General features: G+C 66.7%; 17 protein-coding genes. 11 read left to right on the top strand and 6 right to left on the bottom strand.

The features are described 5' to 3' along the window. Positions 1-164: 164 nt before the first annotated feature. Both AC07NC_RS00205 and flgK read right to left on the bottom strand, forming a co-directional pair. Positions 165-1,130, bottom strand: coding sequence for a flagellin (locus tag AC07NC_RS00205; RefSeq protein ID WP_008261892.1), 966 nt, complete (start codon positions 1,128-1,130; stop codon positions 165-167). Then, positions 1,127-3,244, bottom strand: coding sequence for a flagellar hook-associated protein FlgK (gene flgK / locus AC07NC_RS00200; protein WP_494568207.1), 2,118 nt, complete (start codon positions 3,242-3,244; stop codon positions 1,127-1,129). The genes AC07NC_RS00205 and flgK overlap by 4 nt, the downstream gene beginning before the upstream one ends. Positions 3,245-3,650: 406 nt before the next feature. On the opposite strand from flgK, the gene AC07NC_RS00195 reads away from it, so the two are divergent. From AC07NC_RS00195 to mnmA, 7 genes are all read left to right on the top strand, one after another. Next, complete coding sequence (locus AC07NC_RS00195) at positions 3,651-5,630, top strand: flagellar hook-length control protein FliK (RefSeq protein ID WP_494568206.1); 1,980 nt, start codon at positions 3,651-3,653, stop codon at positions 5,628-5,630. 4 nt (positions 5,631-5,634) lie between these two features. After that, the gene (locus tag AC07NC_RS00190) at positions 5,635-6,351 is read left to right on the top strand and encodes a flagellar hook assembly protein FlgD (protein WP_492073238.1); all 717 of its coding nucleotides are present in this window, start codon (positions 5,635-5,637) and stop codon (positions 6,349-6,351) included. Positions 6,352-6,397: 46 nt separating this feature from the next. Next, positions 6,398-8,182 (top strand): flagellar hook protein FlgE, encoded by a 1,785-nt coding sequence (flgE, locus tag AC07NC_RS00185; RefSeq protein WP_494568205.1) that lies wholly within the window; start codon positions 6,398-6,400, stop codon positions 8,180-8,182. A gap of 172 nt (positions 8,183-8,354) precedes the next feature. Continuing rightward, positions 8,355-8,639, top strand: coding sequence for a CtrA inhibitor SciP (gene sciP, locus AC07NC_RS00180; RefSeq protein ID WP_026108337.1), 285 nt, complete (start codon positions 8,355-8,357; stop codon positions 8,637-8,639). Positions 8,640-8,723: 84 nt separating this feature from the next. Then, on the top strand, positions 8,724-8,966 hold the full coding sequence (locus tag AC07NC_RS00175; RefSeq protein WP_426025028.1) for a type II toxin-antitoxin system ParD family antitoxin: 243 nt from the start codon (positions 8,724-8,726) through the stop codon (positions 8,964-8,966). Between the two features lie 3 nt (positions 8,967-8,969). Then, entirely contained in the window at positions 8,970-9,317 is a 348-nt protein-coding gene (locus AC07NC_RS00170; RefSeq protein WP_426025027.1) for a type II toxin-antitoxin system RelE/ParE family toxin, read from the top strand. A gap of 30 nt (positions 9,318-9,347) precedes the next feature. Next, positions 9,348-10,559 (top strand): tRNA 2-thiouridine(34) synthase MnmA, encoded by a 1,212-nt coding sequence (gene mnmA, locus AC07NC_RS00165; protein WP_494568204.1) that lies wholly within the window; start codon positions 9,348-9,350, stop codon positions 10,557-10,559. Between the two features lie 3 nt (positions 10,560-10,562). On the opposite strand, the gene AC07NC_RS00160 is transcribed toward mnmA, so the two are convergent. Beyond that, a complete protein-coding gene (locus AC07NC_RS00160; protein WP_494568203.1) occupies positions 10,563-11,327 on the bottom strand; it encodes an energy transducer TonB family protein in 765 nt (254 codons plus the stop codon). A gap of 107 nt (positions 11,328-11,434) precedes the next feature. Between AC07NC_RS00160 and AC07NC_RS00155 the strand changes: the two genes are divergently transcribed. The 3 genes from AC07NC_RS00155 (at position 11,435) to AC07NC_RS00145 (ending at position 17,036) form a co-directional block, all read left to right on the top strand. Beyond that, positions 11,435-13,912: a TonB-dependent receptor gene (locus tag AC07NC_RS00155; protein WP_494568202.1), complete on the top strand. Its 2,478-nt coding sequence runs from the start codon at positions 11,435-11,437 to the stop codon at positions 13,910-13,912. A 5-nt stretch (positions 13,913-13,917) separates the two neighbouring features. Beyond that, positions 13,918-15,018: a cytochrome-c peroxidase gene (locus tag AC07NC_RS00150; RefSeq protein ID WP_494568201.1), complete on the top strand. Its 1,101-nt coding sequence runs from the start codon at positions 13,918-13,920 to the stop codon at positions 15,016-15,018. 86 nt (positions 15,019-15,104) lie between these two features. Next, positions 15,105-17,036, top strand: a complete 1,932-nt coding sequence (locus tag AC07NC_RS00145; RefSeq protein WP_494568200.1) for a S9 family peptidase — start codon at positions 15,105-15,107, stop codon at positions 17,034-17,036. 34 nt (positions 17,037-17,070) lie between these two features. Here AC07NC_RS00145 and AC07NC_RS00140 read toward each other — a convergent pair whose 3' ends face one another. Together AC07NC_RS00140 and AC07NC_RS00135 are read right to left on the bottom strand one after the other, a co-directional pair. Continuing rightward, a complete protein-coding gene (locus AC07NC_RS00140; RefSeq protein ID WP_494568199.1) occupies positions 17,071-17,421 on the bottom strand; it encodes a VOC family protein in 351 nt (116 codons plus the stop codon). Positions 17,422-17,477: 56 nt separating this feature from the next. Beyond that, positions 17,478-18,179 carry a helix-turn-helix transcriptional regulator gene (locus AC07NC_RS00135; RefSeq protein WP_494568198.1) on the bottom strand — a complete coding sequence of 234 codons (702 nt, stop codon included), beginning with the start codon at positions 18,177-18,179 and terminating at the stop codon, positions 17,478-17,480. Between the two features lie 146 nt (positions 18,180-18,325). Here AC07NC_RS00135 and AC07NC_RS00130 point away from each other — a divergent pair, with 146 nt between their 5' ends. Further along, a complete protein-coding gene (locus AC07NC_RS00130; protein WP_494568197.1) occupies positions 18,326-19,828 on the top strand; it encodes a CehA/McbA family metallohydrolase domain-containing protein in 1,503 nt (500 codons plus the stop codon). Between the two features lie 15 nt (positions 19,829-19,843). On the opposite strand, the gene AC07NC_RS00125 is transcribed toward AC07NC_RS00130, so the two are convergent. Beyond that, positions 19,844-20,752: an MBL fold metallo-hydrolase gene (locus AC07NC_RS00125; protein WP_494568196.1), complete on the bottom strand. Its 909-nt coding sequence runs from the start codon at positions 20,750-20,752 to the stop codon at positions 19,844-19,846. Between the last annotated feature and the right edge of the window lie 69 nt (positions 20,753-20,821).

Raw genomic sequence — 20,821 nt, 5'->3', positions numbered from 1 at the left:
TCTCGGCCTTGGCGGCCCTGTCCGGCAGTCGCAGCAAATAGGCCGGGTGGACCGTCAGCATTCCGACTGATCCTTCGTCCAGGCCAGGGCCGCCCCCTTTCCCTGGTCACCGCCGGCTCATGCAGAATGGAACGCCTCGGGAATCAGGGAGGCTGGAGCTCGGACTATCGCAGCAGATCCAGCAGCGACGTGCTGCGCAGCGAATTGATCACCTGCGCCGAGGCCTGGATCGCCACCTGCGCCATCTGCAGGTCGGTCACGGCCTGGGCCGGGTCATAGCCCGTCTTTTTCAGCATCATCTTGTCGAGCGCGATCTTCTGGGATTCGTGCGCTTCGAGGGCGGATTCGACGTGGTTCTGCACCAGACCATTCTTGGCGTTCTGGTTGGTCACGCCCTGATTGGCCTTGTCGAGCTGGGTCATCTGGGCGTTCAGGAAGGCCGTGACGCCCGCCCCCGGCTGGCCCGTCAGGGTGCCGACGCCCGTGGGCGTATAGGTCACGCCGTCGATGATCACCGGCGTGCCGTTCTGATAGGCCTGCATGTTGCGGAACACCTCGGTCAGGGGGCCGCCGATTTCGTCCGCGAGGAAGCCGGTCTCGACCATGGTGTTCTCGTCGATGCGCGACTTCTGCTTCAGGCTGTCGTTCGCAAAGGTCGAGGCGGTCGAGGGGGCGGCGGCCAGATCGGCCATGGTCTTGGCCGTCGCCGGCGCGACGTCGCCACGCCCGCCGGAGAACAGATAGGAGCCCTGATGCTCGGCGTTCAACCCGCCCTGGACGTTCTGGTAGTGCAGACCCAGTTCGGTCATCAGATTGGTGATGCTGCCGGCGGCCAGCCCATTGGCGATGGCCTCGCGGGCGCCCGTGCCGGCTTCGTAGATCCGGCCCATGGCCAGGTCCTGGGCGCTCAGTCGCGCCGCCGCGCTCTCGCCGGCGCCGATGAACCCTTCCAGCCGGGCCTGGGTCGAGGTCAGACTGGTCAGCTGTTCCGCGCCCCGGCCATAGCCGGCCATGTCGGTGGCGATCTTTTCGCTGCCCATTCGCTCCTGCGCCAATTCGGCGCGACTCTGGGCCGTCATCAGATTCAGGAGGGCGGACTGATAGTTTCCGGCGGTGGCGACACGCGTCATTTCAGCATCCCGATCAGGGTGTCGTACATGTCCTTGCTCGCCTGGATCAGGCGGGCAGAGGCGTTATAGGCTTGCTGGAAGGTGGTCATATTGACCAGTTCCTCGTCCATGTTGACGCCTTCGGCCGAGGCGCGACGACTGTCGGCCTCCTGCGATAGGGCCGTCGCCGTCTCGCTGCGCGTCTTGGCCGCCGAGGCCTTGCCGCCGATGTCGCCGGCGAAGTCCGCCGCATAGGACGACAGGGTCTTGCTCCCGCCGCTGTTGCCGCCGGCGGAGGCGAAATTGACGTTCTTCTTGCCCGCGTCCGCCAGCAGAAGTCCGCCGCGACCGTCGTTCTTGCTCAAGGCCGGCGTTCCGGCGGCGGCCGACAGGTTCAACTGGGCCAGCGCCAGCTTGGCCGGGTCCTGCTGGATGTCGCTGCGGACGCTGTAGCCCCCCGCCCGCGTCGCGCCCGTACCGCCCAGACCGAACAGCTGCGACATGGAAACGCCGGACGGATCCTGGGTCGTGCCGTCCTTGACCACGCTCATAGTGGTGGCGCTGGCGTCATAGGCCTTGAAACTCAATACGCCCGAGGCGTTCAGGCTGAAGGCGCCGAACCGCCCCACGCCCGCGACCGGATCGTTCAGCGCGGACAGCAGTTCGCCCATGGTCCCGGTCCCGGCGGGGACCGCCACCGTGACGTCCCGCAGTCTCGCGCCGGACTCGCTGCCGATGCGGAAGGTCAGACTCTCGCCCGCATCGAAGCCGTGCTGCGACGTCAGGCTCAGACCGGTTTCATAAAAGGTCGGCGTCTTGGTGCTGACCAGGTCGTTCAGCCCGAACCAGTGCGAGAAGCCTCGGCCGCCCTTGCTGCTCGGCGTCGCCGCATCGTCGGCGATGGCGATTCCGTTTCCGGCCTGGCCCTCGATCCGCAATTGTCCATCGGAGAAGCCGACCGTCGCCGTCCCCCCCAGTTGGGCGTTGACCGTCGCCAGGAAGGTCGTCGGATCGGCGGCCACCCCGTTGACCGTCATGGTCGCGCCGGAGAAGACGATCTCGGCCGAACCCTGGATCACGCCGGCGCTGTTCACCGTCGTGATCGTGGTCTTGCCGGTAAAGCCGGTCAGGGCGTTCGTCAGTGACTGGCCGGTGTTTCGTCCGGTCAGACTGGTCGGCGCGGGCACGGCGCTGTTGGCGTTGTGGGCCCGGTTCAGTTCGTCGGCCATCTTGGCCGTCAGTTCGCCCAGACGGGCGGCGGCGGCCGGGGCGTCGATGTCGCGCAGTTCGACCAGCCCGCGGATCTCGCCCGACGAGACCCCGTCCAGCAGCGGCCAGCGCGTGCCGTTCGGTTCGGTGATCATGATGTCGGAGAAGGCCGTCGTCGCGTCCACCGTCCCCGCCGCCTTGTAGGACAGGGTCGCATTCCCTTCGCCGACCAGGGTCGTGCCCGTCCCGGTCCGCAAGGTGACGCCCCCATTGGCCCGGGCCTCCACCTTGACGTCCATATATTTGGACAGTTGGTCGATCAGCGTCTGTTGGGCGTTCTGTGCGCCCGTCACGTCCTGATTGATGACCGTTCCGGCGGCGATCGTCTTGTTGAGCTTGGCGATCTGTTCCAGCAGCGGATTGATCGTCTCGACCGCGTTCTGAAGCCGCCCGTCGGCTTCCTGGCGCGCCGCCTGGATCTGGGTGGCGATGCCTGCGGCCTCATTGAACAAGGCCTGGGTCTTGTAGATCGTGTCCTGGCGCGCGGCGGAAGAGGTGGGGCTTTCGCCCAGGGTCGCATAGCTGGCGAACAGCTTGTCTATGTCCGCGAAGAAACCGCCGTCGCCGCTGGGATCGCCGAACCGGGTCTGGATCTGGTCGTACAGTTCATACCGCACGGTCTCGCGCGCCGCGTCCGCATTGGCGCTCATCCCCGCAGCCTGCAGGAACCGATCGGTCGCCAGCCGAACCCGCGCGATATCGACGCCGGCGCCATAGCCCTGGGTTACGGCCGCCGTCTGATCGACGGTCTTGCGCACATAGCCCGGCGTATGGACGTTGGCGATATTGTCCGACGTCACGCGCAACTGGGCCTGGGCCGTCTGGAGGCCCGAGGTCGCGATATTCATGATCGACGTCAGCGACATGGACCGGCTCCCCTCGCCCCACCCGGCAAGCCCTGCCCTGCCATGCGCAGATCTTGCCCGGCCACGCGCCGCCGCCGCTCAACCAGAGCGTTGTTTTTAAACGACATCGCGGATCGCGCAGTCTTCATGGTCCGCAAGGTGCGCAAGCGTCGGGCCAACATGTCCGTCGCGACATGACGAAGGCCTGAGGACTTCGATTTCGATCCAGACGCGACGCATTCCAAGCCGGGCAAAAAAGGGGCGAACGCACGGCAAGAAAGGCCCACGCCCGATGGCCGGCTTTTGGCAGAATCCTATTTTTCCCTTTTAAATCAATGAATATGCAACTGGCCCGCCCCTTGCGACGGGCTGTTGGAAGAACCAGGCGCAGCAGGCGCCGCCCACTCCTGAAGGTCGCCTGCCTCTCATGCCGTCCGCATTCGCCCTGTTCGCCTCCGCGCCTCCGGCCTCCGCCGGATCGGCCGCTGCTGCGCCGGGCGCCACAGACAGCGAGACCGCCAGCCTGTTCTCCTCGAACCTGGCCGACGCCATCCAGGGCGTAAAAGCAGACGCCGCAAAGGCCGAAACTGCACATCGGACGCCGGGCCGCCTCTCGCTCCCGGTGATCTCCAGCCCGGAGATGGAAGCGGCCGAGACGTCCGATGCTTCTCCCACCCTGGCGGAAGCGGTGGACGTCGCACCTGACGCCTTGATCGCCGTTGAAGCGCCGACCTCAGACGCCGCCCCCGACGCCGCGCCCGACACCGAACAGACGGATACGCCCGTCGCACCTTCCGACCTCGCGGCTGCGGCTCAACCTCCTCTCCCGCAGCCGGCTCCTGTGACCGCCCCCATTGTTGCGCCGACCACAGCGTCCGAACCCTCGCTTGAAACAGCGGCTGCCGAGGACGCAAGCTTTGGCCAGACGACAGCGGTCCTTGAACAGGGCGCCGCGGCAGGCGTGACCGTTGAGCCCTCCGCTCAGCAGAACGCGACGGCCGCGACCGAAACCGCGTTGGTCGAGGCAAGGCCTGCCCCATCGCCGATCCCGGACGCCCCCACGCAGACTCCGATCAACGGCTCGGCAGAGACCTCCCCGCACGAACAGAGCCTGGCCCAGAATCACGAAACGGCTGCGGCGGCGCCCGTCGCCCCTGATGTCGACCAGACACTCGCCGCTCTGGCCGTGCAGCAAGTCCACGCCGCCGAGTCATCTCCGCCCGTCGCCAAAGACGACGTGACGACAAAGGCGCCTTTGCCGGAATCGGGGATGACGGGACAGGCTTCGGCTGGCGTGAAGAACGCCCCACCCTCGGCCCCCGACAAATCAGCCGTGGCGGCCGACGCCTCTATCGTGAAGCCGGCCGAAAAGGCGGCGACAAAGCCGGTCTCGGAACCCGTTCAATCCGCCGGCGCCAGCGCCGTTTCTCCCAAAGGCGAGACCGCCGCGCCGAAGATGGACGTGAAGGTCTCGATCCAATCGGCCAACCTCGCGGCGCAGCCCGTCCAGACGGTCGCGGTAATCTCGAGCCTGGCGGTCGCCGAAGCGGTTCAGGCCATAGACGCCAAAGTCGAAGTCCCGACTGAACCGTCTGACGCAGAGCCCGCGCCGGTCATCGCGACATCGCAACCGGCTGAAAGCGCGCCTCCCAAGGCGGCGACGACGCCCATGACGAACGCCGCCCAACCCAACCCGGCCTCGACCAAGCCCGCGCCCGCCGAGGCGAGCCCAAGTCAGAACGTGGCGCAACCGGCGCTCGGCGACCACATCGCCATGGCGGACGCAACGCCGCTCCCGGCCCAGAACGCCGCCTCGACCGAAGCCGCGCCGACCGGGACCGTTCCGGTCCTCGATGCGGCCATGACGTCGCTTGACCCGGCCACGCCTGTCGATGGCGCCACGGAAGCCCGCGCGCTCGATGCGGCGACGACCACGACCCAAACGACCAGCGCCTCATCCCTGTCGCGCGCCACCATCGAAACGACGGCCCATCTCGCCGCCCAGATCGCCCGCAAGCTCGAGGGACGCTCCACCCGCTTCGACATGGTGCTGACGCCAGAGGATCTGGGTCGGGTGGACGTGAGCCTGGAGATCGGCGCCGACGGCCGGCTCGCCGCACGCCTAGCCTTCGACAATCCGGCCGCCGCCGCCGAATTGCGCGGCCGCGCCGACGAACTGCGTCGCCAGCTTCAGGACGCCGGTTTCCAACTCGCCAGCGACTCGCTCGACTTCACCCAACGCGACACCTCGTCCGGCGGCGGTTTCGACCGCCAGCAGCAGCAGCACCAGAGCCTGTTCGCACGCGGCGCGCGCCTGACCGCCCAAGCCGACCTTTCCATTGCGCCGCCCCAGGGCGCCTGGACCAACCATTCCCAGACGCGCGACCGCGTCGATGTGAGGGTCTGACCCCATGGCCACCGCCGTTTCCTCCGTCGACGCCTCCGGCCGCCTGAACAGCGGCACGACGATGCTGGCCTCGAACTTCGAGACCTTCCTGACCCTGCTGACCACGCAGATGAAGAACCAGGATCCGTTGTCGCCGCTCGATTCCAACGAGTTCACCGCCCAACTGACCCAGATGGCCGGTGTGGAGCAGCAACTGCTGACCAACGACCTGCTGACCAGCCTAGTCGCGGCTCAGTCGGGCAATCTGAACAACGCCGCCGCCTATATCGGCAAGGAAGTGACCGCGGCCTGGTCGGCCACGACACTGAAGGACGGCAAGGCGGACTGGAACTACGAACTGGCGTCCGACGCCGCCGCCGTCACGCTGAAGGTCCTGGACAGCAAGGGCAAGATCGTCTGGGAAGGTCCGGCGCCCGACAAGTCCCAAGGACTTCACTCCTTCACCTGGGACGGCAAGACGAGCGGCGGCGAAGTCCTGACGGAAGGCGTCTATACGCTGAAGGTCTCGGCGATGGACTCCAAGAACGCCAACGTCGCCAGCCAGGCGCTGACCCAGGGCCGGGTCAAGGGCGTCGAAATGTATAATGGCGAACCGTACCTAGTGGTCGGCGAGACCATACTCCCCCTCTCGACCGTGATCTCGCTGAACGAGATCGCCGACAAACCGAGCAACGACGATACGGAGAATCCGGACGTCCCGACCGAGGAGGCGGCCGCATGATGCGCTCCGCCGCCTTCCCGATGAATTCCATTCAAGGAGCGTCTTCATGAGCTTGAACAGCGCAATGCTGGCCGGCGTGTCCGGCCTGGCCGCCAACTCCGCCGCCCTGGCGGCGATCTCGCAGAACATCGCCAACGTCAACACCGTCGGCTACAAACGCTCGCAGGGCGAATTCCAGACCCTGGTCAACAGCCAGACCCGCGCCGGCGGTTCCTATTCGGCGGGCGGCGTGATGGCCAACACCCGGGCCTTCGTCAGCCAGGAAGGCCAGCTCCAGCGCACGACCGCCAGCACGGATCTCGCCGTGAGTGGACAGGGCTTTTTCGTCACCACGACCCAGGCCGAAAACGTCGGCGCCACGGACACCCGCCTGTTCACCCGCGCAGGCGCCTTCCGCGTCGACAACCTGGGCTATCTGAAGAACAGCGCCGGCCTTTACCTGCAGGGCTGGCCGGTGGATTCCAACGGGGAGATCGCGACCGACCCGTCCGACCTGTCGCGCTTGCGCTCGGTGAATATCGGCTCGGTCGGCGGCACGGCCGAGCCGACCACCCGCGTCCAGATCAACGCCAACCTGCGCTCGACCCAGGCCGTATCCAGCCCCGCTGCTCCCACCAGCTACAACGGCGTCGAAGACGCCGCTGTTCCGCCAGTCAAGCACGACGTCACCGTCGGCTATAAGCGAACCGGGGCCAATACGTTTGAAGTCACTTTGAAGTCAGGCATCACCAAGATCGTCGGCACGGCCACCTACGACGCGACCGGCGCCCTGACCGGCTTCGTCCCCAGCGCCGCTTCCAGCGCCAATGGATCGGCGACGGCGAACGCCACCACTCTGACCATCACCCCGACCAGCGGCACGCCGCCCGTCAACGGCACCCCCTATGAGATTGACTTCTCGGAAATCGGCATGGCGACGAACGGCGTCGCCCAGACGAAATACGATCCCTCCGTCAACTCCATGGCGATGTACAACGCAGACGACGACACGCCGGCGGGCGTCAAGCCGGACTTCAAGATGAACATCCCGGTGTCTGACTCCAAGGGCGGCCAGCGCAATCTTGAGATTCGTTTCCTGAAAAGCGCCGAACCGAACCAGTGGTATGCTGAAATCGTCTCGGCGCCGGCCGATGACGTCGTGACCGGCGCCCCCTACTCGAACGGCCAGATCAAGACCGGCCTGATCGCCTTCACACCCTCGGGCCGCCTCGATGTCGAGACCATGCAGAGCTGGCCCGCCGGCACGGGTCTGTTCGACGACCCGACCCAGGCGAGCCTCTCCTTCCTGGAGTCAGACCCCAATAACACGATCGATCCCGCCGACCCGTCGGACAACGGCAAGGTCAAATGGGCCGACGGCCTGGGCATCGCCGCCCAGACGGTGACGCTGGACCTCAACACCTCCGCCGGCGGCCTCAGCCAGTTGAACACCGCGTCCGTGGTGCAGTCGACCGTCACCAACGGCACGGCCTTCGGCAATCTGAGCGAGATCACCATTGATGAAAGCGGCTTCGTCACCGCGATCTTCGACAACGGCGTCATGCGCCGCATCGCCCAGGTCGCCATCGCCACCTTCCCGAGCCCCGACAGCTTGAAAGAGGTTTCCGGCAACGCCTATGCGGTCAGCCTGGAAAGCGGCACCTTCAACCTGAAGGCGGCCGGAACCGGCGGCGCCGGCACGATCGCAGCCCAGCAGCTGGAATCCTCCACCGTCGATCTGTCGGCCGAATTCACCGGCCTGATCACCACCCAGCGGGCCTATTCCGCCTCGTCAAAGATCATCACCACGGCGGACGAAATGCTCGCCGAACTGATCAACATCAAACGCTGATCGGCGAGTAAGTAAGCGTTAGTCTCAATGAATCGTCGTTCAAGCAAGGTTTACAAAATGGTTTGGGGAGGGACGGGTTTTATCAGTTCCTTCACCACGACCCTTAAACCGACCTTAGCGGGGGTGGCCTACATTCATGACACTACGGTGTTGGTGAAAGAGGCATAAGCCCATGTTGCAAGAGCGACGCCTGAATAGCAAAGGCGAACAATACGTGGTCGGACCGACTGGCACGCCCCTGACCCTGAACGATCTGCCGCCGTCCAATACGGACCGGTGGGTGATCCGCCGCAAGGCCGAGGTCGTCGCCGCCGTTCGCGGCGGTCTGCTGAGTCTTGACGACGCCCTGGCGAAGTACCGCCTGACGGCGGAAGAATTCCTCGCCTGGCAGAAGGCCATCGACAAATGGGGCATGCAGGGTCTGCGCACGACGCGGATCCAGAGCTACCGCTCCTAAGGCTTCTCCCCGAAGACGAAGAGGGCCGCATCCGGCGACGGGTGCGGCCCTTGTCGTTGGAAGCGCCTGTGTTAAATTCCAAGCATGACCATTTTCGCCGTACAACTCAGCGAACAACTTGAGGCCTTCGTCGATAGGCAGGTCGGCTCAGGCGCGTTTAGTGACCGATCAGCGGTCATCCAAAGCGCTCTGTCAGATATGTTGCAGCAAGACACGCAGTTGACCGCGCTCAAGTCCAAAATCCAGGAAGGCCTGGACGAGTTGGACGCGGGTCTCGGCATCGAGGTCGAGGATATCGAAGCCTGGCTCGACGGCCTCGGCCGCTGACCCTTGCCACTGCATCTCGTCGTGGCCCCTCTGGCGCAAAGCCAGATCGATGCGATCCTTCGAACAGGCGCCGTTGAGTTCGGCGATGTCGCCAGCGCCCGCTACAGAGTGCTTTTTACCGCCGCTTTTCGGCTTCTGGCTCAACATCCAAACCATGCTGTGTCCAAATCGCTCTCGCTGGACCACGAAACGGTGAGATTGTTTCATCTTCGCCATGCGCGTCATCTGGCGACGCCAAGCGAGCGGGTCAGTTCGCCCAGACATGTCATCGCCTATCGTCACGACGATCTTCGCATCGAGATCGCTCAGGTGTTGCATGATCGCATGGATATTCCGGCACGCTTGCGCTGAGGCCTCGAAATCGCGCGGGTTCCGCACTAAATGGCGGCCATGATCCTGGTCGAAGACATCTGCCCCGTTCCCGACATTCGCCGCACCGACATGGATGCGGCGGTCGAGAGCGCGCGGGCGGCGGTCGGCCTGCCGGTCGGGGCGCGCGTCGTCGCGGCCATGTCGGGCGGGGTGGATTCCACCGTCGTCGCCGCCCTGCTGCACAAGGCGGGCTATGACGTCGTCGGCGTCACGCTGCAGCTTTACGACCACGGCGCGGCGCTGAAGAAGAAGGGCGCCTGCTGCGCGGGCCAGGACATCCATGACGCCCGCCTGGCGGCCGAGATGATCGGCATCCCCCACTATGTCCTGGACTACGAGAGCCGGTTCAAGGACGCGGTGATCGATCAGTTCGCCGACTCCTATCTGAAGGGCCAGACCCCGGTCCCCTGCATCCGCTGCAATCAGACGGTCAAGTTCCGCGACCTGCTGGACGTCGCCCGCGACCTGGGGGCCGAGGCCATGGCGACCGGCCACTATGTCAGCCGCGCCGCGGTCGGCAATCGCTCGCAGATGCGCAAGGCGATCGACCATTCGCGCGACCAGTCCTATTTCCTGTTCGCCACCACCCAGGACCAGCTCGACTATCTGCGCTTCCCCCTGGCCGATCTGGAAAAGCCCCAGGTGCGCGGCGTCGCCGCCGAACTGGGGCTGAAGATCGCGGCCAAGCCGGACAGCCAGGATATCTGTTTTGTCCCGTCCGGCGACTATCGCACCCTGATCGACCGCCTGCGCCCGCAGGGGCGTGAAGCCGGCGAGATCGTGCATATGGACGGCCGGGTGCTGGGAACCCACGCCGGCATCACCGACTACACCATCGGCCAGCGCCGGGGCCTGAACGTCGCCGTGGGCGAGCCCCTGTTCGTCGTCAAGCTGGAACCCGAAACCCGCCGCGTCATCGTCGGCCCGCGCGAAGCCCTGCTGACCGCCAGCCTGACCTTGGAAGAGACCAACTGGCTGGGCGACGAAGCCACGATCCTTGAGGCCGCAGAAGCCGGCCTCCCCGTCCTGGCCCGCGTCCGCTCCACCCGCCAGCCCTCGCCCGCCCGCCTGGCCCTGGTCGACGGCGACGTCCGCATCGTCTTCGACGAGGGCGAGGAAGGCGTCGCCCCCGGCCAGGCCTGCGCCCTGTACGACCCGGCCGACCCCGACCGCGTTCTGGGCGGCGGCTTCATCCGCGACACGACGGCGGTCGCGGTCTGAGCCTCACCGGGCGTCTCGCCCGCCTTCGCGCGGGCGATAGTCCAGCCGCACGCGGAACTCGCGCGTCCGCCAGGTCGTGCCGGCAGGGGGCCGTGGAAACGGCTCTGCGGCCCTGATCTGACTCAGGGTCGCGGCGTCCAGCGCCGCTCGACCGCTGCTCGACAAGATGCGCGCGTCGCTGACACGCCCCCGGCGATCCAGGGTGAAGGCCACCGTCACCAGGCCCGTGACGCCCCCGGGGTGCCGCTTGTGCGTCTCCACCCAGTGCAGAACCTGGGCGTAGTAGTCGTCGACCTGGGCGCCCCCGTTGGCGCCGGACGTCGCCGCCCCGCCGCCCCCGGTCAGGCCCCGCCGCAGGTCCTGCGTCCCATCGGGTCCCGGTTCAGCTTCCGATCCGCCCTCCGCCTGAAACGAAACCAGCGGCTCCGAAACGGCGGACGTCAGGGCTATGGGCGTCGTTTGAAGTGTTGGAAACAGGGTCTGCGACGGCCTGGGCGCCGGTCGGACGGGCGCGGTCTGGACCTCGGGTTCATGCGCCGCCTTGGGATGGTCGCCGCCTTTGGAGGCCACCGCCTCTGTCGATCCATCGACACTGTCGAAGGCCGCGCGCGGCGACAGCGTCAGTTCGATCACCGGCGCGCCGCCCTGATCCGGCGTCGGCGGGTGAACAGACCCGACCGCCAGCATCGCCAACAGACCCAATTGGACGACCGCAACGACCACCCCGGTCGCTGCCTTGGCGAGCGGAGAAACATACTCAGGCGGCATGAGGGGCGCATAAAACCGGATTGCTGAGAACGCAACTGATAATGAGTTGCAATTCAATTTAGCCAGGCGTACCCCGCCTCCGCTCAGTGGGTTTGGGGATCATCACCATGCGTATCGCACTCGTTTCATCCGCCAGCGCAGCGGCTTTGCTGCTTGCAGGCGCTGCACAGGCTCAGACCGCCCAAGCGGGGGATGACGCCATCCCCACCGTCGTCGTCACAGACGAATCAAAAGCCTCCACCGCCTATAGTTTCGGTTCGGCCGTCGATTCCGGCACGACGGTCTTCAGCGGCGAGTCGGTCCTGGACCGCGCGCCCGGCTCGGGCGACGCCAATCAGTTGCTCAAGCTGGCGCCGACTGTCCAGTTCAGCGCCAACGAGGGCATGGCCGACGACGAGAGCCTTCAGGACCTCCGCCCCTCGCGCATTTCGATCGCCGGATCCAGCTATCTGGACAACCTCTTCGTCTTGGACGGCGTAGGCGTGAACTCGCGTCTCGACACCTTCAACACCAAAGCCCAGCACTATGGCGAAGTCGCCGGCGCGGCCTCCGCGCAGTCCATTTGGGTCGACTCCAGCCTGATCGGCGAGATCAAGCTGATCGATTCGAACATCCCGGCGGAATACGGCGGTTTCCTGGGCGGGGTGGTCGATATCAAGACCCGCGCCCCGGCCTATGCCTATGGGGCGACGGCCTATTATGGCTTCACCCAGACGGACATGGCCAGCTATCGAATGACCAACGCCGTGCGCGCCGAGTTGGAAGGCGTCTATCCTGATAAGCCGGGCTACGAAAAGTCGCGCTACGGCTTCACCATCGATCTGCCGGTAAATGATCGCCTGCGTCTGATGGGCGGCTACAGCTATTCCGACGCCACGGTCACCTACTACCGCGGCTCCGCCTATGGCGGCGGCCCTTTCGGCCAGACCAGCAAGAGCGAGAACTTCCTGCTGAAGGGCGAGTATGATCTGGCGACGGACCTGACGCTGGAAGGCCAGATCACCTGGAGCCCCTATGAGAGCATGAACGCCTCGGGCAACGGCATCGACAACCAGATGTACCAGCACGGCGGCGGCCTGGCCTCCAACCTGCGCCTGCGCGGTAAGCATGGAGCCGCCGACTGGAACGTCCAACTGACCTACGCCGACTCCGACAACGACCGTGACGCGCCCGCTGTGAATCTCAGCCTTCCGTCGTCCGTCGCCAACTGGTGCGACAGCAGCAACTGCACCATGGGCAGTTTCGGCGATCTGGAACAGTCACAGCAGGACTATGGCCTCAAGACCACGTGGTCACAGCCCTTGGCCGGCGGCAAGCTGATCGCAGGCTTCGACTTCACCCATACGACGGCGGAAAAGAACCGGCCTCAAGACAACTACGCCTACTCGCGCAGCACCGTCAGTTCAGCAGTCAGATGCCTTTACCCCGAAGAGGCGGCGGCTCTCACCTGCGTGCCCGGCTCCTATGCTCTGACCCAGTATTCTATCTACAGGGCCTACCAGACCCAGGTGGACCTGCAGACCTACAGCCTCTGGGGCAGTTACGACTTCGACTGGCGGGGTTTCGAGGTTCGGGCCGGTCTCCGCTACGGCCATGAGACCTTCCTCGGCAATCATGATGTCTCGCCGCGCCTGTCGATCGCCCATGACCTGCCGTGGTTCGGCATGACCGCAACGGTCGGTCTGAACCGCTATTACAGCCGCGGTTTCCTAGGTTACGCCCTGCGGGAAGACGCACCGGACAACTACATTTATCGCCGCACGCCCGCCAGAGGCGTCTACGGCGACTGGACCTTATACTCCCATACGTCCACGGCCCGGTATTCAGACTCCGACCTGAAGACGCCCTATTCCGACGAACTGACGGCGGCGGTGGCCGGCGGTCTGCTGGGTGGCGAGTATCGGGTCAAAGGCATACTGCGCGAAGGCAAGGATCAGTTCTCTCTAACCAAAACGACCGAGACCTATATCAGCGAAACCCTCGGCACGCGCTCCCGCACCGTCTCGACGGTCGATAACGACGGCTCATCCAGCTATCGCGGCCTGTCGGTCGAATGGATGCGAAAATTCGGCCGCCACACGATCTCGTTCAACAGCAACGTCTCCCACACCAAGACGTCGGCGATGGAGTACTATGACGAGCTCGAGGATACAGAGGCCGAGCTGGTCTATTACAAGGGCGAGGTCGTCTCCATGTGGAAGGCCCTGGCCGACAATCAACGCCCGGACTACGCCTCCCCCATCATCATCAACGCCGACCTGGGATCGACCTGGCTGAACGGCCGGATCCGCACCAACCTCAACGCCCGCTTCAAGGACGAATTCACCCAGGTCGAGGACACGGGCGAGAACATCACCGTCGATGGGTCGGCCTACGACGTCTACGGCGAAGTTCAGTACGACGCCTCCATCGACGCCAATCTGTCGCTTCAGGCCGAGATCGCCCGCACCCAGTTCGGCACGACGACCCTGGACCTGCGGGTCAACAACCTCTTCGACACGATCCGGAACAACAACTCGACCTCGACCAGCCAGCCCTACCAGCTGGGCCGCAACCTCTGGGTCTCGCTGAGATACAAGTACTGAAGACCTTGAAACCCGCCCGCGACATCACCGCCCTCGTCGTCGCCGTCCTCGCGCTCCATCTGGGCGTGGGGGCGGCGGTCTCGCGCGTCCAGACGCCGTCCAGCGACGCCGAGCTTCGTCTGGCCTACGCCGGCGGCCCCGAAACCTGGCCCCGCCCGCTCCTGCAAGAGGGCGCGACCTTCGCCGAGTTCGCCCCCCTGCCCCCGGCGCCCGAGCCGGCCGACAATCCGACCACCCCGGAAAAGGCCGCCCTGGGCCAGCGCCTGTTCGACGATCCGAAACTGTCCGCCTCGGGCCAGATCGCCTGCGCCTCCTGCCATGCGCGGGAGCTGGGTTTCGCCGACGGCGTGCGCACCTCCTTCGGTCATGACCGCCAGAGGGGACGGCGCAACGCTCCCTCGGTCGCCACCGCCGCCTGGGCGACCAGCCTGTTCTGGGACGGCCGGGTCACGACACTGGAGGAGCAGAGCCTGCACCCCATCGTCGACGCCAGGGAGATGGCCGCCGACCTGCCGGCGGTCACGGCCCGCATCGCCGCCGACCCGACCTACGCCGCCCCCTTCGCCCAGGCCTTCGGCTCGCCCGAGGTCACGACCGACCGGATCGCCAAGGCCCTGGCCGCCTTCCAGCGCACCCTGAAGCCCCGCCCCAGCCCCTACGCCCGCTTCCTGGCCGGCCGGAGCGACGCCCTGAACGATCAACAGCTGCGCGGCCTGCACCTGTTCCGCACCAAGGCCGGCTGCGCCAATTGCCACTCCGCCCCCCTGCTCAGCGACCAGAAATTCCACAATCTGGGCCTCAGCTTCTACGGCCGCGCCCGCCAGGATCTGGGCCGCTACGAAGTCACCGGCGCCCCCGCCGACGTCGGCGCCTTCCGGACCCCGTCCCTGTTGAACGTGAACCGCACCGGCCCCTGGATGCACAACGGCCTGTTCCCGACGCTGGAGGGCGTGGTCGCCTTCTACGACGCCGGCGGCGCCCGCCCCCGTCCCGCCCTGGACCAGAAGGATGATCCCCTATTCCCGACCACCGATCCCTTACTGGTCAAACGGAACCTGACGCCACAGGAGCGCGCCGACCTCGTCGCCTTCCTGGAAGCGCTTTAGGGCCGCCGGATTAAATCGGAGACAGGCTGCATCCGCCGTGATCTTCTGGCGCCTCTTACGGTCATCATCCCTGACGAGAGGTTCCGATGCGCACCGCCGCCTGCCTGGTTTCCGTACTGGCCCTGATGGCCGTCCTTCCCGCCTCGGCGCTCGCCGCCGAGGCTGCGGCCCAACCCGCCGCCGTCCAGCCGGCCACGCCGACCTATACGGCGGCGCAATTCTTCGACACGACCAGCTATGGCCTGGCCTACAGCGGGGCCAAGGCCTTTTCGCCCGACGGCCAGTCGGTGCTGATCCGCTCGGACAAGACGGGGGTGTTCAACGCCTACGCCCTGCCCATCGCGGGCGGCGAGCCCGTCGCCCTGACGACCTCGACCACCAGCGCGGCCAATCCCGTCAGCTATTTCCCGAGCGACGCGCGTATCCTGTTCAGCCAGGACGGCGGCGGAGATGAGCTGAGCCATCTGTTCGTTCGCGCCGTCGATGGAACCGTCACCGACCTGACGCCGGGGGACAAGGTCAAGGCCGACTTCCTCGGCTGGAGCCGCGACGGCAAGACCTTCTATGTCATGTCCAACGGTCGCGACCCCGCCGCCTTCGACGTCATCGCCTACGACGCCGCCACCTATGAGCATCGGATGGTGTTCGAGAACACCGGCGGCTTCTCGCCCGCCGCCCTGTCGCCGGACGGCCGCTGGCTGGTGCTGGACAAGGCCCTGACCAGCGCCAACAACGACCTCTATCTGGCAGACCTGACCCAGCCAGGCGAGCCCAAGCTGCTGACCCCGCATGAAGGCGATGTCGCCTACGCCGCCTACGACTTCACCCCTGACTCAAAAGCTGTCCTGATTGGCACCGACCAGAACGGGGAGTTTCAGCAGGCCTTCCGCCACGATCTGGCGACCGGCGCCGTTGCGCCCCTGATTCAAGCCGGCTGGGATGTCAGCTTCGTCTTCTATTCGCCCAGCGGTCGTTACCGGGTCTCGGGCCTGAACGCCGACGCCAAGACCGAACTGACCCTGCTGGACACCACCATGAGCCGGCCCGTGGCCCTGACCGGCCTGCCCGACGGCGACATCGGCAATGTGCGCTTCAGCGAAGACGAGAAGACCATCGCCTTCACCGTCTCCTCCGACACTTCGCCGTCCGACATCTTCGTGGCCGACCTGACCACCGGCCAGGCGCGCCGCCTGACCCACGCCCTGAACCCCGCGATCAATGAGGATGTCCTGGTCGAGGCGACCATCGTCCGCTACCCCGGCGAAGGCGGCGTGATGATCCCGGCCGTCCTCTACAAACCCAAGGGAGCCTCGGCCGCCCATCCGGCCCCGGCCATCGTCCTGGTCCACGGCGGCCCCGGCGGCCAGACCCGGCGCGGCTATTCGGCCATGGTCCAGCATCTGGTGAACCACGGCTATGCGGTCCTGGGCGCCAACAACCGGGGCAGCTCCGGCTATGGCAAGACCTTCTTCCACATGGACGACAAGAAGCACGGCGAGGCCGACCTGCGCGACATCGTCGCCGGCGGCGAATGGCTGCGTCAGCAGGACTGGGTCGCCGACGACCAGGTGGCGGTTATGGGCGGATCCTACGGCGGCTACATGACCGCCGCCGCCCTGGCCTTCCATCCGGACGCCTTCGCCGCAGGGGTCAATATCTTCGGCGTGACCAACTGGGTGCGCACCCTGGAGTCCATCCCCGCCTGGTGGGGCGCCAACCGCATCGCCCTGTATGACGAGATGGGCGACCCCGCGACTGACGCCGAACGCCACCGCCGCATCTCGCCCCTGTTCCATACCGAGGGGATCACCAAGCCCCTGCTGGTCGTCCAGGGCGCCAACGACCCCCGCGTGCTTCAGGTCGAGAGCGACGAACTGGTCGCCGCCGTCCGCGCCAACGGCGTGCCGGTGGAATACGTCCTCTTCCCCAACGAGGGTCACGGCTTCACCCGCCGCGACAACCGCATCACCGCCCAGGACGCCTATCTGGCCTTCCTCGACAAGTACGTGCGCAAATGACCGCTGGGCGGCGCGTGTTGGAACACGCGCCGCCTCACGCCGCCGCGAACACCCTCAGCCGGTTTCCGTCCGGGTCGCGCGCCACAAAGCCGCGCCCCGGATCCATCTCCGTCGGCGGAATCAGGATGCGCGCGCCCCGGTCCCAGCAGTCGATATGGGCCTGTTCGACGGCGGCCGGGTCGTCGAGCGGAAACTCCAGCTCGCGCCCCTCGCCCGCATCGGCATGGGCCCGCCGCATCAGACCCAGAGCCCGGCCCGAGCGCATCATGAACAGGGCGCGGTCCGGTCCGGCCATCAAGGGCCGGCGCCCCAGAAGGCCCGAATAGAAGCGGGTGCTGGCCTCGGGGTCGGCCACCGCCAGCAGGATATCGTCGATGTCAGTCATGTTCGCCCTCCGCCTTCTACGAGAACAAACCTAGACCGGACTACTGCCAGTTCCTGTCAGCATGATCCCGCCTCACCCCGTTTTTCCTGCGCCTCGCGCCAGGTCTTCAGCAGGGCTTGGCGCGAGGTGGGATAGCGCGCCTCCATAACCTCGGCCTCGACGATCCGGTCGGTGCGGAAACTGCGGAAATCCTGCCGCAGTTCGCACCAGGCCAGCAGCAGCCGGACCCGGTCGAAGAAGACCAGGGCGAAGGGCCAGACCACTCGTTCCGACGCCGCCCCCGCCTCGTCGCGATAACACAGCCTTAGCCGCCGCTCGGTGCGGATCGCCTTCCTCAGCAGGGCGGGATCGACCAGATCGGTCGGAAAGGGCGCGCCCGGCACGACCAGCAGGGCCGAGGTCTCCATCTCGTCGCGCAGATCCGGCGGCACCACCGCCGCGATCCGCGCCAGCGCGCCCAGAGCCGCCTCGCGCATCCGCGCATCGGCCCGGTCGGCCACCCAGCGCGAGCCCAGCACCAGGGCCTCCACCTCCTCCGGCGTGAACATCAGCGGCGGCAGCAGAAAGCCCGGCTTCAGCACATAGCCGACCCCCGGCTCCCCCTCGATCGTCGCCCCCTGGGCCTGCAGGCTGGCGATGTCGCGATACAGGGTGCGCAGACTGACCCCCGTCTCCTCGGCCAGGGCACGCCCGCTGACCGGCCGGCGACGCCGCCGCAGGGCGTTCAGAAGATCGAGCAGGCGTTCGGACCGGGACACGACGCGATCCTAACAGACCTGCTGCCAGAAAGCGGCAGCATCCATCCCCCTCAACCCCGCCCTGGACGCCATCTGTCGCACCCGCTTTTCGTAAGTCTGTCATACGGAGCCGTTAGGCGGGGTCGAACCCTGCCGGAACCCGTCGCATGACCCTTCGCCCTCACGCCGCGATCCTGATCGCCCTGACCGTCGTCGCCGCGCCGGCCTTTGCGCACGAGGGGCACGATCACCACCATCCGGCCCGCCTCCAGCCGGTCGCGCCCGCCGCAGCCGTCGCCACGGACGAAGCGCGCACCTGGCTGGCCGGCGACCACCATGTCCACAGCCGCTACAGCGTCGGCTATACGCCAGACCCGATGGACCCCACGGCCCCGCCCACGGCGGTCATCGCCGGCGACGCCGTCTATCCGATCCCCCAGAACGCCCGCATGGCCCATCGTTTCGGCCTGGCCTGGATGGTCTCCACCGATCACGGCGGCCCCAACCATTCGAAGCTGAACGCCGAGCAGGCCTATCCCGAACTGCTGATGGCCCGGCGGGAAATCCCCGACCTGCTGCTCTTCTACGGCATGGAGTTCGACACCCCCGGCGGCGACCACTCCAGCCTGATCCTGCCCCGCACCGAGGCCGAGCGCGACACCCTGCGCGACTTGGAAAGCCGCTTCGCCAAGCGCGAGCCCTGGCCCGCCGACCCCGCCCGCGATCAGGAGCCGCGCATGATCGAGGCCCTGCGGGTTATGGACGGGCTGAACGACCGACCCGTGGTGATCGCCAACCACCCGTCCCGCTCGGCGACGGGCCTGGGCGAATACGGCCAGTACGACCCCGCCGAGTTGCGCGACTGGAACGACACCGCACCGCGCGTCGCGGTCGGCATGGAGGGGGCTCCGGGCCACCAGGCCTCGACCCTGAACCCCGACGGCTCGATCAAGCCCGACGGCGTACGCGGCATCTATGGCCGCGCCCCCACCATGGGCGGCTTCGACCAGATGACGGCGCGCCTGGGCGGTTTCTGGGATTCCATGCTGGGCGAGGGGCGCCGCTGGTGGATCACCTCGACCTCGGATTCGCACCGCCACTACAGCGAGGGCGGCGCCGACTTCTGGCCCGGCGAATATTCCAAGACCTATGTCCTGGCCCGCCGCGACCACGCCGATGTGCTGGACGGCCTGCGCGAGGGCCGCATCTTCGTCACCACCGGCGACCTGATTTCCGAGTTGGACGTGACGGCCCAGTCCGGCGGCCGCTCGGCGGATATCGGCGGCGAACTGAAGGCTCCGGCGAACCAGCCCGTCGTGGTCACCATCCGCCTGCGCGACCCCGCCGGCCCCAATGTCTCGGGCAAGGACAGCGCCGTCACCCGCATCGACCTGATCGTGGGCGAGGTCGCCGGCCCCCGCCCCGACCGCGACGCCGACCACAACCCCTCCACCCAGGTCGAACGCCGCTTCACTGCCGCCGACTGGACCCGCGACGGCGAGGTCATCACCATCCGCCACACCCTCCCCGCCTCGTCCACGCCCCGCTACATCCGCGTGCGCGGCACCAACGGCGCCGAGTTGGAGCCCACGCCCGACCCCGCCGGCGAAGACCCCTGGAGCGACCTGTGGTTCTACGCCAACCCGGTGTTCATCACGCCGGGGGAGTGAGGCTTCTCAAAAGTCCTAGTCGGTCTGCTCCGTCCGGGACTGATGCCCCAGGAAGACTTCGACCTGGGGATGGGCGGCGGCGAAGCGGCGCAGACGGTCCGCGGACGCTTCAGCGTCGGCGCGGGCCGAGGCCGGCAGCGGCTGTCGCATGGCCTGTTCCCAGCCCAGTCGTATCGACACCGCGTCGCCGACCACCAGCTTCGGGCCGTCCACCGCATTGATCAGATAGCCGGTCGAGCCTGGCGAATGTCCCGGCAGGCTCAAGGCCCAGACCGATCCGTCGCCGAAGATGTCTATGATCCCGGCGAATGCCCCATCAGGATCGGGCGAAAACGCCCATTCGTGCAACGGCCCCTTTCCCTCCAGCGCCGTATCCGCCGGCCGTCCGATCACGCGATACGCCCAGCTCCGCTCCTCGGCGTCCCCGCGACCGACATAGACTGGGGTATCGTCCGGCACGTCCAACAGCCCGCCCACATGGTCGAAATGCAGATGGGTCAGGAAGACCGCGCGCGGCGACGCCCGCTCTTGCAGCCATTCGGCCGTAGTCTGCTCGACCCTTACGTTCAGATCGCGCAGGGCGCGCCGCATCAGCGGATTCAGCCGCGGCGCCAGATCAGCCGAAACGCCGCTGTCGATCAGATATCGACCGAACCGGGGATGGTCGATGACATAGGCGTAGATCACCGCCTCCTCCATCCCCTTGGGCACGCCGGCGGTGCGGGAGTCGTTGCGGTCGATGAACGCCCCGCGTCCTGCCGTCCATCGCGCGAAGACAATCCGCTCGAAGGTCACAACGCCACGCTGGGACAGGCTGGCTTCCAGGGCGGAGGCGCGCGAGGGCGCGCCCAGTTCAGAGACGACGACAGGGTGGACCGCCGCCACGGTGGCGCATCCGCCGGACGCAAACAGGACGACGGGCATGACAAGCCCGATCCATCGTGAAATCCTCGGCGATCCCATGCGGCGTCTCCCCTGCTTGCTTAACGTCAC

This window comes from Brevundimonas sp. GW821-FHT10A07 (assembly GCF_059415785.1).
This window is presented reverse-complemented; position numbering and strand designations above follow the sequence as displayed.

Coding starts and splice junctions, on each gene's coding strand:
- sciP (WP_026108337.1), top strand. CDS start 8,355: ATGTTGCAAGAGCGACGCCTGAATAGCAAAGGCGAACAATACGTGGTC.
- AC07NC_RS00205 (WP_008261892.1), bottom strand. CDS start 1,130: ATGACGCGTGTCGCCACCGCCGGAAACTATCAGTCCGCCCTCCTGAAT.
- AC07NC_RS00125 (WP_494568196.1), bottom strand. CDS start 20,752: ATGCCCGTCGTCCTGTTTGCGTCCGGCGGATGCGCCACCGTGGCGGCG.
- flgK (WP_494568207.1), bottom strand. CDS start 3,244: ATGTCGCTGACGTCGATCATGAATATCGCGACCTCGGGCCTCCAGACG.
- AC07NC_RS00145 (WP_494568200.1), top strand. CDS start 15,105: ATGCGCACCGCCGCCTGCCTGGTTTCCGTACTGGCCCTGATGGCCGTC.
- mnmA (WP_494568204.1), top strand. CDS start 9,348: ATGGCGGCCATGATCCTGGTCGAAGACATCTGCCCCGTTCCCGACATT.
- flgE (WP_494568205.1), top strand. CDS start 6,398: ATGAGCTTGAACAGCGCAATGCTGGCCGGCGTGTCCGGCCTGGCCGCC.
- AC07NC_RS00140 (WP_494568199.1), bottom strand. CDS start 17,421: ATGACTGACATCGACGATATCCTGCTGGCGGTGGCCGACCCCGAGGCC.
- AC07NC_RS00190 (WP_492073238.1), top strand. CDS start 5,635: ATGGCCACCGCCGTTTCCTCCGTCGACGCCTCCGGCCGCCTGAACAGC.
- AC07NC_RS00160 (WP_494568203.1), bottom strand. CDS start 11,327: ATGCCGCCTGAGTATGTTTCTCCGCTCGCCAAGGCAGCGACCGGGGTG.
- AC07NC_RS00155 (WP_494568202.1), top strand. CDS start 11,435: ATGCGTATCGCACTCGTTTCATCCGCCAGCGCAGCGGCTTTGCTGCTT.
- AC07NC_RS00130 (WP_494568197.1), top strand. CDS start 18,326: ATGACCCTTCGCCCTCACGCCGCGATCCTGATCGCCCTGACCGTCGTC.
- AC07NC_RS00175 (WP_426025028.1), top strand. CDS start 8,724: ATGACCATTTTCGCCGTACAACTCAGCGAACAACTTGAGGCCTTCGTC.
- AC07NC_RS00195 (WP_494568206.1), top strand. CDS start 3,651: ATGCCGTCCGCATTCGCCCTGTTCGCCTCCGCGCCTCCGGCCTCCGCC.